Source organism: Enterococcus sp. DIV0755f, assembly GCF_051713725.1.
Classification (GTDB): domain Bacteria; phylum Bacillota; class Bacilli; order Lactobacillales; family Enterococcaceae; genus Enterococcus_D; species Enterococcus_D casseliflavus.
Genome location: NZ_JBIOQL010000001.1, coordinates 718692 through 732957 on the forward strand (window position 1 = coordinate 718692; position 14266 = coordinate 732957).

11 protein-coding genes and 1 pseudogene are annotated in these 14266 nt (G+C 39.1%); 11 read left to right on the plus strand and 1 reads right to left on the minus strand.

Annotation, left to right across the window (positions count from 1 at the left end):
• Window positions 1-86: 86 nt before the first annotated feature.
• From IGI73_RS03315 to IGI73_RS03340, 6 genes are all read left to right on the plus strand, one after another.
• Complete coding sequence (locus IGI73_RS03315; RefSeq protein WP_159161408.1) at window positions 87-1409, plus strand: ABC transporter substrate-binding protein; 1323 nt, start codon at window positions 87-89, stop codon at window positions 1407-1409.
• Between the two features lie 142 nt (window positions 1410-1551).
• Window positions 1552-2430: a carbohydrate ABC transporter permease gene (locus tag IGI73_RS03320; RefSeq protein ID WP_201290607.1), complete on the plus strand. Its 879-nt coding sequence runs from the start codon at window positions 1552-1554 to the stop codon at window positions 2428-2430.
• A 12-nt stretch (window positions 2431-2442) separates the two neighbouring features.
• Window positions 2443-3300: a carbohydrate ABC transporter permease gene (locus IGI73_RS03325; RefSeq protein ID WP_115231896.1), complete on the plus strand. Its 858-nt coding sequence runs from the start codon at window positions 2443-2445 to the stop codon at window positions 3298-3300.
• 9 nt (window positions 3301-3309) lie between these two features.
• Complete coding sequence (locus IGI73_RS03330; protein ID WP_034858295.1) at window positions 3310-3744, plus strand: RDD family protein; 435 nt, start codon at window positions 3310-3312, stop codon at window positions 3742-3744.
• Window positions 3720-4865 carry a glycoside hydrolase family 88/105 protein gene (locus IGI73_RS03335; RefSeq protein ID WP_438759085.1) on the plus strand — a complete coding sequence of 382 codons (1146 nt, stop codon included), beginning with the start codon at window positions 3720-3722 and terminating at the stop codon, window positions 4863-4865. Before IGI73_RS03330 ends, IGI73_RS03335 begins: the two co-directional genes overlap by 25 nt.
• Before the next feature lie 539 nt (window positions 4866-5404).
• Window positions 5405-8686: a MucBP domain-containing protein gene (locus tag IGI73_RS03340; protein WP_438759086.1), complete on the plus strand. Its 3282-nt coding sequence runs from the start codon at window positions 5405-5407 to the stop codon at window positions 8684-8686.
• A 104-nt stretch (window positions 8687-8790) separates the two neighbouring features.
• Here IGI73_RS03340 and IGI73_RS03345 read toward each other — a convergent pair whose 3' ends face one another.
• Window positions 8791-9225, minus strand: coding sequence for a hypothetical protein (locus IGI73_RS03345; RefSeq protein ID WP_438759087.1), 435 nt, complete (start codon window positions 9223-9225; stop codon window positions 8791-8793).
• Between the two features lie 532 nt (window positions 9226-9757).
• On the opposite strand from IGI73_RS03345, the gene IGI73_RS03350 reads away from it, so the two are divergent.
• The 5 genes and pseudogenes from IGI73_RS03350 to IGI73_RS03370 all read left to right on the plus strand — a co-directional run bounded on the left by IGI73_RS03350 (window position 9758) and on the right by IGI73_RS03370 (window position 13821).
• Window positions 9758-11251, plus strand: a complete 1494-nt coding sequence (locus IGI73_RS03350) for a helix-turn-helix domain-containing protein (RefSeq protein ID WP_438759088.1) — start codon at window positions 9758-9760, stop codon at window positions 11249-11251.
• A gap of 484 nt (window positions 11252-11735) precedes the next feature.
• Entirely contained in the window at window positions 11736-12116 is a 381-nt protein-coding gene (locus IGI73_RS03355) for a DUF7006 family protein (protein ID WP_438759089.1), read from the plus strand.
• A gap of 198 nt (window positions 12117-12314) precedes the next feature.
• Window positions 12315-12908: pseudogene (locus IGI73_RS03360) on the plus strand (HD domain-containing protein).
• Window positions 12909-12998: 90 nt separating this feature from the next.
• Entirely contained in the window at window positions 12999-13364 is a 366-nt protein-coding gene (locus tag IGI73_RS03365; protein WP_213357043.1) for a hypothetical protein, read from the plus strand.
• A gap of 100 nt (window positions 13365-13464) precedes the next feature.
• Window positions 13465-13821, plus strand: coding sequence for a RidA family protein (locus IGI73_RS03370; protein ID WP_015509114.1), 357 nt, complete (start codon window positions 13465-13467; stop codon window positions 13819-13821).
• Window positions 13822-14266: the final 445 nt, after the last annotated feature.

The window sequence follows — 14266 nt, forward strand, 5'->3', positions numbered from 1 at the left end:
AAAACATTCCTTCGTTAAAATCGTTAATGAATAGAGGATCACTGAAATGAAAACGTGTGCATTTAATGAAGGAGGAAAGAAATGTTATGAAAAGAAAGCTATTATTAGTCAGCCTTTTTAGTACGTTGGTTTTAGCTGCTTGTGGAACTCCGGCTGATTCCGACAGACCAGAAAGCGGAAGTACAGAAGAGGTTACCATCAAGTTTGCTTGGTGGGGCGCAGACAATCGTCATGAGGCAATGCAAGACTTGGTACAGCTATTTGAAGAAGAACACCCTCATATTAAGGTGGAAACTGAGTATGGCGCTTGGGATGGTTGGCAAGAAAAAACCTTGACGCAGCTATCAGGAAAAACAGAAGCTGATGTGATGCAAGTAAATTACAATTGGCTGTTTTCATTTGGAAAAGGCAAGAATATTTTTATGGATCTAAATGAAGTCAGCGATTATTTGACCCTGGATAATTGGGGAAGCTCTTATTTAGAAGCAATGCAAGTTGATGGGGAACAAGCGGCTGTTCCTCACGGATTAATGACTGGGCGAGTCCCCTTGATGAATCAAGCGTTGTATCAAGAAAATGGCCTTGACTTACCAACGACCTATGATGATTTACTTGCCGCGGGTCAAACGATTGCTAAAGATAATACGGCTACAGGAGAAGACAATCAGTATGCCTATTTAACAGTTGGTGAATTTGCACTCGATTTGTTTATTGCCCAAATGCTCTATGACTACACTGGAAAAATCATGCAAACCGATGGTACTGTCAATTATAGTGTAGAGGAAGTCCGAGAAGTGTTGGAACGCTACAAAGCGTTAGAAGATGCAGGGGCATTGCCAACCTTTGAACAGACAAGTCCAATTGATACGGAGTCTAACCCGCAGTGGGTCGAAGGAAAAGCGGGTTCGGTTTATGAATGGGCCAATACCTTGGCGAAGTGGACAGACTCTTATAAAGGCGGTCAGGCACAAGAGGAGCTGGTTGTGGGAGATTTCTTACAAGTTGATGCTGCAACTAAGCCGAAAGTTTATGTTAAGCCCACTTTCGGATACGCAATTTCTAGAAATTCCAAACATCCAGAAGCTGCAGCCACATTTATTGAATTCTTATTTACCAATGAAGAAGCAGTGAAAATCGCTGGTGACACATTAGGAATTTCTAGCAATGCTGTTTGTTACGACTATCAAGTAGCGAATAATCTAGTAGAAGGTGCAGTTGCCCAAGGATACGAAAAGCTCGATGAGTATGAGACAACTGTTTTAGATCCCTATTTCGAAGACGAAAATGTTCGTGGAGAAAGATACACCGTTTATGAAGCATTTCGAACAGGTAAATTCACTGCCGAAGAAGCAGCCGCTCAATTTGTTGAAAAACAACAGGCGGCGTTAGATAAGCATTATCAAGAATAATTGATGGTTGGGAAGGAGTTGGGAAGGAGTCTGAACGAAGCTTTGCGGAGAGTCCTTCCCTTCTATTTTCAAAAAGCAGACACGGCTGTGGTTATTTCGCGTTTATTTTAAAGACAAAGGAGTCATTTGCATGTTGAAAAAAATGAAACGGTCACATTGGTTGATTTACTGTATGTTAATGCCATGGGCCATTGGGTTTGTTGTATTCAAAGTCTATCCCATCGTTGTTTCTTTCTATTATAGCTTATTAGAGTACCCGATTTTAGGAGATCCGGAGTTTATTGGCTTGCAAAATTATGTTGAAATATTCACAAAAGATGATACATTTTCAGCTAGCTTTTTTGCCACCATCAAATATGTTTTGATTGGTACGCCTGCTGTGATCATTGTGTCATTTACAGTTGCAGCTATCTTGAATTTTAAACTCAAAGGAGTAAATTTCTTTCGTACCGCGTATTACATCCCTTCCATATTAGGTGGGAATGTCGCAGTCTCCATTTTGTGGACTATGCTGTTTGATGTTAATGGTCCTGTCAATACGATTCTGAGTGTATTTACACTAGGCAATGACGTAGCGATCAACTGGACCAAAGATCCTAGATTTGCGATTTTTACCTTGATTATTTTAAAAACGTGGCAGTTTGGTTCCACCATGTTGATTTTTCTATCTGCCTTACAAGGGGTGTCCAAAACGGTTTATGAAGCAGCAGAGATGGATGGTGCCTCAAAAATCAGACAATTATTCAGTATCACTGTCCCTATCATTACCCCTGTGATCTTATTCAATGCGGTGAATGTCTTAGTCAAAGCATTTCAAGAATTCAATTCCGCCTATCTGATCACTAAGGGTGGGCCGAATAAAACCACTTATTTCTTGAATCTTTATATTTACGATCAAGCATTTCAAAATGGAAATTATGGTTATGCCAGTGCACTGACATGGATTTTGCTAGTGATAATTGGGGTCTTTACGATTATTATCTTCAAGTCATCCAACCGCTGGGTATTTTATAATGATTAAGGAGGCGAACTAATGGAAATGAGTCGTTCACGTAAACGGATGAATGAAATCATCCGCTATGGTTTGTTGATTGTTGTCGGAATAATTCTGATATATCCCTTATTGTGGATGCTGGGGTCAGCATTTAAGGAAAATCGCGATATTTTCGGGAGCATCAGCATCTTTCCACCAAGAGATCGGATAGTGACGAATAATTTTGCTGATGCTTGGCAAATGACCCGAGACCGATCGATCTGGTTTTTCTTTGGCAACACTTTACGATTTCTAATCCCCAAAACCATTTTTACCGTTTTATCTTGTGTCATTACGGCTTACGTCATTGCTCGCAAGTCATTTAAAGGGAAAAAGTTTGTTTTTGGTGCCGTGATTGTCACATTATTGATGCCAGAACTTGCCTTTCGAATCCCCCTTTATCTTTTGTATCGCGAAGTTGGTCTTTTAGACACCTTTGCCAGCCTGTATGTTGCGGATATTTTTGCTAGTTCTTCCTTCTTTATCTTTATGATCATTCAATTTATGCGGACTATTCCGAAAGAACTAGATGAAGCGGCTGTCATGGATGGCTGCAATGAATTTCAAATTTTGTTTAAAGTCATTATTCCTGTCATCAAACCAATTCTGATTACAGTCGCTCTTCTTAGCTTCATGTGGGGAATGAATGATTTTCAAGGACCATTGATCTATTTGAATAGCTCCGATAAAACAGTTCTATCCGTTGCCTTAAAGCAATTACTCGATGGCGAAGCGATGATTTCATATGGTAGAGTTTTTGCAGCATCTTGTTTAGGCTTATTACCGATGATTGCGATCTTCTTCACGGGTGCGCGGTATTTTGTTGATGGTGTTGCTTCAACAGGAAGCAAAGAATAGGTGGATGCAATGTTGATAAAAAGAGTTCTTGCACAAATTATTGACTTTGTATTAGGTATCTTAACCATCTTTTTAGTTTTTACAAAAGGAATTCCAATTATTAGTCAGATCATAGCAAATGATTTCGTGGTCGTGTTTCTTGCGATTGGTTTGATGGGAAGTCTGTATTTCCTTATTCAATACCCCTTTATGCAAAATCAGCAAACGATTGGAAAAGCATTCTTTCATTTACAGATCATTTCAACCGATCAATATCGCAAAGAGGTACCAGTCGCAGTCATCTTTCAACGGGAGATTTTATGCAAATTAGCCAGCTGTTTCTTCATCTGTTTACCGCTTTTTTTCGGCAAAGAAGGAGGACATGAGGCTTCCACCCACACCAAGTTAATATCAGTTATGAATGCAAAGGAGCAGAGGATTTGGAAGAAATCAGACACTATTTAAATCAGATCATTGAACGTTCATCTCCAGAGTCACCAATCTGGAATCAAGAAGCTCGTTTAGATAAGAAAACGGGGGGATGGAGTTATATTGATGGGTGCATGCTCATCGCTATCCAATCGGTGTACAATACAACCCAGGAGCAAACGTACTTTTCGTTTATTGAAAACTTTATTGACTACTATATTGACGATGAGGGACACCCCTTAGGATACGAGCCAGAGACTTATAATTGCGATTCGATCAATGAAGGAAAAGTCTTATTTCAATTATATGCGCAGACCAAAAAGGAGAAATACCGTAAAGCGTTGACTCACCTTTATCAGCAAGTTGTCTTACAACCGCGGACGAAAGAAGGCAGCATGTGGCATAAATTGATTTATCCGCAGCAAGTCTGGTTAGACGGGCTATATATGGTACAGCCATTTGCTCTTGAATATCAATTAACCTTTGGCACATCTCAAGACATCAGCGACATTGTTCGGCAATTTGAAAATGTGGTGACAGCTATGAAGGACCCGCAAACCGGCTTATTGTTTCATGGATACGATTGTACCAGAAGCGCTTTTTGGGCAGACAAGATAACGGGGTGTAGCGCCAACTTTTGGACGCGTTCTATCGGGTGGTTTGCGATGGCATTGGTGGATACTCTCGCTCTTTTAAACGAACGTCAAGAATACGGTTCAGAAAGGAAAAAATTGCAAAGGTATTTGCAAGACTTGATGGAGGCAATCCTCGCTTATCAAGATCGTGAAACGAGCCTGTTTTATCAAGTCACAGATCATATTGGGGCACAAGGGAACTATTTGGAAACAAGTGGTTCAGCTGCATTGAGTTACGTCATGCTAAAAGGTGCACGGCTAAAACTATTACCATCTAACTTTCAAGCGATTGGAAAAACAATACTGACCTCGCTTTTAAAAGGCAAGCTGACCTGTGAAAATGGTGTGTTTTCATTGGACGATATCTGCTTGGTAGCTGGTCTGGGGGGAATCTCAGGAAAAGGCAATTATCAAATAAGAGATGGTTCTTATGACTATTATGTATCAGAACCTGTCGTTTGCGATGATGCCAAAGGGATCGGTCCGTTTTTGTATGCCTATAGTGAATGGTTGTTGCTATAAAAACTGCTCGTTCTTTCAATTATAGATGCGAACATAAGAAATCGAAGAAAACACAAGTCAGAAATAGATGTAGTTGCGAAGAACACTGCAACCTATTAAGTAAAATCATTTAAGAAGACGTCTCTCGATCTATCGAAATGAAGCAACCCCAAAAGTTAGACCAAGAAATCTAACTTTTGGGGTCACTACAAGATGCATGTTATGTGTCTTTTTTTTTGTGTAAATTCAAAAAAACAATGTAAATCAGTGATTGTAACGCTAACTGAGGCCAAGCTTGGAGCATGAAGGAGCAGGTGAAGTGAACGATCTGTATGCTTGAATAACCTGTTCGTTAAAACCTGACAAGTTTGGTCATTTCTGATACAAATGTTGACGTGTTCAGAATGATCAACCATGTAATACTATCAAAATGAACAGGGGTATCCTGTGTCTAAAAGTTGTAATTAACAAGTCGTCACCATCATCAGAAGGGGAAGTTTGTCGATAGGTGAAAGATAGGAAAGCGTATCGTAGTTAAACGAATACAAAAGGAGAATGTTATGAAAAGGAACTTTTGGGGTTATTTGTCATTGGCGATCTTGTTAAGTCAGCCTGTGTTGGCACCTTTGGCACAAGTTATGGCTGAGGAACAGGAAACCATTCCATCAAACAAAGAAATAACGACATTAGGAACATTAGAAAAAGTGGAGGAGACTACTGAAACAGTCGATTCTTCTCGTATAGAAGAAATCAATGGAGACACCACAAGTAACTCAGAATCGCAAGAAGTGGTTAATGATGATGAGAAAAGTGGCTCGACGGAAAGTACAGAAAAAAACCTCCCTGATTCAAGTAAAGACACAGCTAGCTCGGCAACTGAATCATCAGCGGAAATGAAAGAGGCATCTAATCGCAGCGTTTCATTAGACGCTTGGATGCCAGATAAGAATTTGCAAAATGAGGTAGCGAAAGGGCTAAACAAAACCGTTGATACAATCACTCAAGCAGATATGGTGAATCTAAAACAGTTAGATTTTTCTTCTTTAGTCAAAGACACAGTAGTCGATTTTACTGGTTTAGAATACGCAAGCAACTTGCAGGCGTTATACACGACATCTATTATTGCTACGAATGTTCCCAAAATCACTATGGCGGAAAATGCAACATTGTTTACTCGTCCTAATGTACTAGCACACATTCTTCCAAAAGGATCTTTTTCAAATATCCACATAGGTAATTATGATGCCTATTTGACAGCCCAAGAATTGATTGGGGTTGGTCAATATCTTAGTGGATGGGTAACAGATTATCTGACGGTCTATGCAAGTAGCATGACGGATTTTTCTAAGTTAGAGCTATCTCCAGAACACCATCAAAATTCCCAACTATCTATTATGACTCAGGAGAAAATACTATTAGAGCCAATGCTAGTAAAAGATGGCCAATCTGATGTTCTTTATAAAGACCGTATGATGGTTGATACCCAAGGAAATGCGTTGCTCTCTTCTTTGTCCAACAAAAAGTATTCTTATTCGATTCGGGGGATAGATAAAAATGGCTATAGCTTTCCCTTATATGAAAATGATGGGTTTGAACTGACTGAAGAAGGAATTCAATTTAAAAATATTCCCGCCAATGTTGACTATTTGTCAATCACTTCTCTTGTTCCTAATCGTTTATCCACCGAGAGAGCTGCTAGTACAGGTACCATTCAATATTTAGTGAATTATCAAGTACCTGTGAAGTATGTGAATACTGCAGAAGATGTTACGGTCAAGTATCTTGACGAAAACGGACAGACGCTTGCACCAAATGTCACTTTATCAGGGTATGTAGGCGATCCCTTTACTACGGAAGAAAAGGATATCTCAGGCTATACACTGAAAAAGATCCAAGGGGATAGGATAGGGACCTTCAGTGATGTCGCGCAAGAAGTCGTTTATGTCTATGAACGTAGTAATGCGGCCCCAGTTACCGTGAAGTATGAAGATACAGAAGGCAATGAATTGGCAACACCAACCGTAATGAATGGCAAAGTAGGGTTACCCTATACAAGCGAAGCCAAAACGATCCCAGGCTGGTTTGTAGCTCAAACGCCAAGCAATGCTAATGGGACTTATAGTGAAACAGCTCAAGAAGTCGTCTATGTCTATGAACGTAGCGATGCAGCGCCAGTTACGGTCAAGTATGAAGATAAAGAAGGAAATCAACTATCTGCCCCGACAGTATTGAGTGGCAAAATAGGTCTGCCCTATGAAAGTGAAGCTAAAGCCATCCCAGGCTGGTACGTTTCTCAAACACCAACTAACGCCAACGGGACTTATAGCGAAACGGCACAAGAAGTCGTCTATGTCTATGAGCGTAGCGATGCAGCGCCAGTTACCGTGAAGTATGAAGATACAGAAGGCAATGAATTGGCAGCACCAACCGTAATGAATGGCAAAGTAAGGTTACTCTATACAAGTGAAGCCGAAACAATCAATGGCTGGTACGTTTCTCAAACACCAACTAATGCCAACGGGACTTACAGTGAAACAGCTCAAGAAGTCGTTTATGTCTATGAACGTAGCGATGCAGCCCCAGTTACGGTTAAGTATAAAGATACAGAAGGGAATCAACTATCTGCACCGACAATATTGAACGGCAAAGTAGGTTTGCCCTATGCAAGTGAAGCTAAAGCCATCCCAGGCTGGTATGTTTCCCAAATGCCAACTAACGCTAACGGCACTTACAGTGAAAATGAGCAAGAAGTAATTTATGTCTATGAACGTAGCGATGCAGCCCCAGTTACCGTGAAGTATGAAGATACAGAAGGCAATCAACTATCTGCCCCGACGGTATTAAGTGGCAAAATAGGTCTGCCATATACAAGTGAAGCCAAAACGATCCCAGGCTGGTACGTTTCTCAAACACCAACTAACGCCAATGGGACTTACAGTGAAAATGCACAAGAAGTCGTTTATGTCTATGAGCGTAGCGATGCAGCCCCAGTTACGGTCAAGTATGAAGATAAAGAAGGGAATCAACTATCTGCCCCGACAGTATTGAGTGGCAAAGTAGGTCTGCCCTATACAAGTAAAGCCAAAGCCATCCCAGGCTGGTACGTTTCTCAAACACCAACTAACGCCAACGGGACTTACAGCGAAACGGCACAAGAAGTCGTTTATGTCTATGAGCGTAGTGATGCAGCGCCAGTTACGGTCAAGTATGAAGATACAGAAGGGAATCAACTATCTGCCCCGACAGTATTGAGTGGCAAAATAGGTTTACCATATACAAGTAAAGCTAAAGCCATCCCAGGCTGGTATGTTTCCCAAATGCCAACTAACGCTAACGGGACTTATAGTGAAAATGCGCAAGAAGTTACCTATGTGTATGAACGTAGTGATGCAGCACTGGTTATCGTAAGATATGAAGACATGGAAGGAAATCAATTAGCTGAACCAACGATCCTTAGTGGCAAAGTTGGCTTGTCTTATGAAAGCAACGCCAAAGAAATAGCTGGCTGGCGGGTTTCAAAGACGCCTAAAAATGCAAAAGGGACCTTCAGTGATGCCGTCCAAGAAGTTATTTATGTTTACAGTGCTGATAAAGAGAATGAACCGGGAGAAGATTCAGGAAAAGATACACCAGAATCAGAAAACAAGGCGCCGAAAGAAGAGAACGGGAATAGCTCAGGAAATAACAGCAAGCAAACAAACACACAAACCAAATCAAAAAATAAGTTGCCTGCAACAGGAGAACAACTTACAGGTCAACGAATCATGGGCTTTTTGGGAGTCATCACTGTTCTGTTTTCTTTCGTAGTAATTTTGAGACGAAAAAGAAAAACTGAAAATTAAAAGCTTTTCAATAGAGAGGAAAGAGTATCCAGAAATGATTGTTTTCTGGATACTCTTTGTTTAACCCTATTTAATTATGAGCGAGAATATGAGATTTTTGTCAGTTATCTTTCGAATATTACGTTCTTGAATTCATCATTCAAGCCATCCCGATAGGCAATAGTCAAGACTAATTTTCCTGTTGTTTTGTCATAGTCTATCACGTTTAGTTCTAGAGAGAAGTTCTTAACATTGGCATCAATATAAGAAACAATTTCTTTTTCTTCCTCACCGATTTTTATCGAAAGTGTACTTTCTCCTAATAAATTCGCCTCCTCCAGAGCTGTTTTGGTTGAGCGTATTTCAGGCTGATAGAAGACAGTGTTTGTTTGAGTTAAATAGGTTCTATTTATTCGCAACGGAACGGTGATCTTTCCAAAGTCATTTGAGACAACGATCCCAGGTTTATTACTAGGGGAGAAAAAGACAGCGATACCTATTAAAATTAGAACGAGAATACTAGCAACACTTGACCATACTATTTTTTTTGATATTTTCATTGATTTCAGTTCATTCAGCGAAGCATGAACACCTGTCCCACCATTCTTTTTAAATAATGTAAGAAGTTAGCTTGATTATGGCGAAGATACTTTAAAAATGACTGTCACTAATTTTCAATTTTATATAAGCGTAATTGATAGAAAGTAGAAGCTTTTGGAATTGTTGAATTGCTCAAAGGCTACTTAACTCTTCGATTGTAAATGCTCCTAAAAACCGACCCGCTTTTTATCGTAGCAAAATATACGATTTTTTACTTTTATTATTATAAAATAATTTTTTGATAAATATCGGTTTGGACTGTTTTGTCGTCTTAAACGAGCTGTTAGAAAGAGCAATGCTCTCCAGACGTAGTAACTCGTAGTTCTAAGTAGTTGTAGCCATGCTTTTGCTTATCCTAAATGATTCAGAAGGTGATAGTTTCAGAGACAGCTTCTTATAAAATGAAATAAGTAGTCAATGAATACACACTGAATGAAAATAGATCGTGAAAGGAGTATAATTACCTTAAAAATAAAGTTAAGAGGTATTATTATGTATAAATTTCTTTTAACTAAATTAGACCAAGATGTTTATGAATTGTTTGCGCATTTTTTTGAGCAGGCGGTGGAGCGTGAAAAACTAAATGACCTTGCTGAAAAGACAAACTTATCAAAACGACGAATCGTCTTAGTTTTTGAGCGAGCACTCGATTTGCAAAAGGCGTATCCTTATTTTGAGATTGCGTTGCATGAAGGTAGAGAGATGACGCTTTATTTTGCGCCGAATTTTCTTTTGTCTAAGCTTTATTCGGTCATGCTAGCAGAAAGCATGCCATTTCAAATTTTAGACAGACTCTTCAGTGATAAATATGTGTCGCTGGAAGAAACCGCCCAACAACATTATGTCAGCAATCGCACGGTTCAAAGAAAACTAAAGGAAGTAGAAACGATTCTTGAAAATTATCACATTCGATTGAACCTAAAAAGAAAACCGCTTTTTGTGGGCGAAGAATACCGCATTCGGCATTTTTTCCACATCATGTATTGGCAGATCTATGATGCAACGAACGCGCGTTATAGTGGATTGACGAAACAAAGTGTCAGTACATTGAAGAAAAAGTTGACAAGTTATCCCAGTTTTTATCGCGGGATTGATCAGGAGAAATTTGTTCAATTGCTGGCATTGAGTATTTATCGTTTTAAAAGAGGCTTTCCTGTAAAAGAGATTCCTCAAGAGATGAGGGAGATGAGGCATCTGACGATTTCCTTTGAAGAATTTAAAGAAGAGCTCATCAAGCCATTGCTAAGAGACAATTTGATTCTAAATGGGCTTCCAGAAACAGAATTTCTCTTCTTGTATTATATGTTTTCTGTCATGACGACGTACTTACCTGAAGAGATTCCTAGTCAGCTAACAATTGGGGATCATTTTTCTCCTCAAGCCATCGCTGCAGCAAGGCTATTTGCGGAAAACGCTCAGAAAGTTTTTCTCGTTTCTGAAAGCAATATTGATTATTTGTTGGTCAATGCCTTGAATATTCATTCGGTTTCGCTTCTTTTTGCATCGAAAAATAAGATCGATGCCTTTGGAAAAAGCACCACGGACAAAGATTATCGCCGTGTCTTTCCTAAGATTTTTCCGCTTGTTCAGGAGATGTACCAATCGTTAGCGCAACAATCACCAATTTTTTCAACCATGTATGAAGCGAACAATCGCTTGCTTTTTCAATATAGTATGCTTCTTTCTCTGGTAGCGAAAATTGATCGTTCTACGGTTCGTATTTTTCACGAATCAAAATTCGGAAAAATCCAAGAAATCAGACAAAAGGAACGATTGAAGCGCTGGTTTGGGTACACACTTTCATTTGTTTCCGAAAATCCCGATTTTGTCGTGACAGATTACCCCGTCAATCGGCAAGCTTTTATTGACCAAAATCCCAACGTCCAATTTTTTAAATGGAATAGTTTTCCAACGGGGGATCGCTGGCTTGAACTGATTGAAGCAGTTGAAAAGTTCCAGAATGAGTTTAGTCAAAAACATACGTAAAACTGTGGATTTCACAGTATGAAAAAAAGGGAGGATTCTCAAAACCAGAGAATCCTCCCTTTTTTTAGTGGGAAGTGAAAAGTTTTGCACAGCGTTTCTCAGATTTCCTATGTAGTTTGTCAATCGCTCAATCGGCTCTTGGGCTTGTTTACTTTTATGAAACTAAAATTGATACGATCCAACCCGAAGGTATCTAACAGGACTTTATTTGCTTCTAACAAACAAATGATTGGCGTCTCCTTTCCAAAAAAACATGTAATAATGCAGGCATAAAGATTTCGGTCAACAGAAACGTTTTACGAAAAAGTGAAGGCAAAAAAGTGTTCGAATCTTCTATTTAACGTAATGCTAGTGATTTCAGCCTAAAGGTCGATTTCCTTTCAATATTTCCATAGAGTAAGCATCGACGTATTCGTTCCAACTATAAACATATAAACAGGATTTTACATAAGATTCACCAATCAATAGAACAGGAGGGTTAAAGATGGAGTCAGCATTTAAGATCCATTCAATGGAAGAATATTTAAACTTCTACATGGAGGAAACGGAGCGGCTTTTTTTCAAGGAAGAGTTTCCAGAACTCAAAGAAAAGATTCTTGCCAATTGCTTCGAAATCAAACGAGCGATCCAAGAAATCAATCACGAAAACTTTTTTGAACAGTATGCGAGAATCAATACATTAGAAGCAGAAATTTTGATTGTTTTGGAATGCAGTGAATTGCGGGGGAGTGACAATGTGGTCCCTTTTGCTGAGGCAGAAATTTTGCAAGTGGCGAAACAAGATAGCAAAACCTATTTTAAAGAAAGATGTGGGCTGACATTGATCGCGCCTACGCCCCATTCATTGCATTTTTCCGTGGAGTAGTTGAAGTAACAACAAAGATCATTCGTGAGGAAAAAGTGTTATAGGAAGTTTGAAAGGAGCCTTTCATTTAGGTTTGTGCAGGAGTAATTGTTTTACCAAAAGAAAAGGCTGCAGTCTTTTTATGCAACTTTGGAGGCATTGTGGAAAAAAGCTGTACCTTTGATATAAATTCATTTAACAAATAAGTGGAGGTCACAGATGAATGCAATAGAAAAGAGGATCCAGTTTATTGTCGAAGCTGACAAGCTTAAATCTATCCTTAGACAATCAACACTGATCTATGATAGAAACCAACGGGAAAATGATGCAGAGCACACCTGGCATTTGACATTATGTGCACTATTGCTTGCAGAACATGTCGCAACCGAAGGGCAAGTGGATTTGTTGCGAGCACTCAAAATGTTAATTATTCATGATATGGTAGAAATCGAAGCGGGTGATACCTATTGTTATGATGAAGCTGGGTACCTGGATAAAGTACAGCGAGAACGGGAAGCAGCTACAAGTTTATTTTCTACATTACCGAGTGAACAATAAGATGATTTTATGGCTTTGTGGGAAGCGTTTGAGGAAATGGCAACCGTAGAAGCAAAATATGCAGCGGCAATCGATAGGTTACAGCCTGTCTTGCAGATATACTACTGTGACGGGAATACCTGGTTAGAAAATAACATTGATGTTGAACGCGAATTAAAACGAAACGAGGTCATCAAAGAAATTATGCCAGAAGTTTGGGACTATGTTAGAAAACTTATAGATGATGCCGTAAATAAAGGTTGGCTGAAGCAATAAAGCAAAAATCAATAAGCTGTTAAACATGAGCCAAAGTAGAAGAGCATCATCAAAATGAACACCAAATGTACTAGAAGAGAAGGAATGGTTATGAGTATCGGGGAAGTAGGGTATATTTTTACAAAGTATTTTATCGTAACAGTGTCTATTCTTACATCAATATATGGGGGCTATTGGGTATACTATGCCTTTGTCCAAACGAAAGATGAACAAGAAAAAGCGCTTGTTTGCTACACGGCAGCAAAAGCATTCGGTGTCACTGCCCTCTTGTTTTTCCTCTATTATCTTTTACAGCTGATCGTAAAAGCCGCAAATGTAAAGCAGCTGACAAGGCTTTGGCAGATTCTTCATTTTGGAAGTCGTGATGAGTTTTCTGTAGGAATGGCTCTTTCCATCATGATGGTGGTCCTAGGAGTTTTTCTTTTGGTTGAAAAACGAAACATTCATTTGCGGTAATCATTGAATTTCCCGTGTTTTGGCAAAATATAGGCATAGAAGTATTTTTTATAAAAGTAGTGAAAAAAATGGCTCAAACGCAAAAGGAGTAAAGAAGAAAATGATAAAACGTTATGATATTAATGAGGAATGGGCGCTTTCGGGCGTGATCGAAGCAGGAAATTTTGTTTTTGTTGGCTATTGCGTGGGAAATATTGGCGAGCCGATCGAAAAGCAGATTGTAGGAGCACTGAAGCAATTAGAAGAGCGATTAAAATTGGTGGATTTGGCACTAGCAGATGTGGTAAAGATGGATGTACTTTTCAAAAATATTTTTGATATTCCGATTATGGAAAAGATTTTAAAAGAAACCTTCCATGGGAAATTTCCTGTTAGAAAATCGATTCAGACAGAATTTGCTCATTCTGGCGAGGTGGGGATTCTTTTTCAAATTGATGCGATAGCTTTTAAGGGATAGCGCGATAAAGGGAGTACATTTCGAAAAAACGGAACGTCTCTTTATGGTTACCTATCGGCAAAAGTAATGGTAAGCCAGTGTTTTCTTGAATGACGGTGTTGCTTACGCTTCATTGATTAAAAAAGCAGACAAAGAAAAGGGGGCTGAAGAATCAGTCCTCTTTTTTTTGATTCTAACACATCTTTTTAGAATCACAGAATTCCCATCAGTGTGGTAAGTTATTGAGAAGAAAGAGTTAAAAATAGAGTGTAGTCTGACAATGACGTGTTATTTATTGTATTTTGTATACACTTTTAGCGGTCGTCCCCTTCATATTCCTTTATTTTCTTTTTATAAAATAGGACTTTTTTTGTATTTTTCAAGCCGTTTATTGTCGTGTCCTGCTCCGAGAACCATGTAATAATGCAGGCATAAGGAATGAGAACAACGAACGTATTACATAGAA

Coding starts and splice junctions, on each gene's coding strand:
- IGI73_RS03315 (WP_159161408.1), top strand. CDS start 87: ATGAAAAGAAAGCTATTATTAGTCAGCCTTTTTAGTACGTTGGTTTTA.
- IGI73_RS03320 (WP_201290607.1), top strand. CDS start 1,552: ATGAAACGGTCACATTGGTTGATTTACTGTATGTTAATGCCATGGGCC.
- IGI73_RS03325 (WP_115231896.1), top strand. CDS start 2,443: ATGGAAATGAGTCGTTCACGTAAACGGATGAATGAAATCATCCGCTAT.
- IGI73_RS03330 (WP_034858295.1), top strand. CDS start 3,310: ATGTTGATAAAAAGAGTTCTTGCACAAATTATTGACTTTGTATTAGGT.
- IGI73_RS03340 (WP_438759086.1), top strand. CDS start 5,405: ATGAAAAGGAACTTTTGGGGTTATTTGTCATTGGCGATCTTGTTAAGT.
- IGI73_RS03345 (WP_438759087.1), bottom strand. CDS start 9,225: ATGAAAATATCAAAAAAAATAGTATGGTCAAGTGTTGCTAGTATTCTC.
- IGI73_RS03350 (WP_438759088.1), top strand. CDS start 9,758: ATGTATAAATTTCTTTTAACTAAATTAGACCAAGATGTTTATGAATTG.
- IGI73_RS03355 (WP_438759089.1), top strand. CDS start 11,736: ATGGAGTCAGCATTTAAGATCCATTCAATGGAAGAATATTTAAACTTC.
- IGI73_RS03365 (WP_213357043.1), top strand. CDS start 12,999: ATGAGTATCGGGGAAGTAGGGTATATTTTTACAAAGTATTTTATCGTA.
- IGI73_RS03370 (WP_015509114.1), top strand. CDS start 13,465: ATGATAAAACGTTATGATATTAATGAGGAATGGGCGCTTTCGGGCGTG.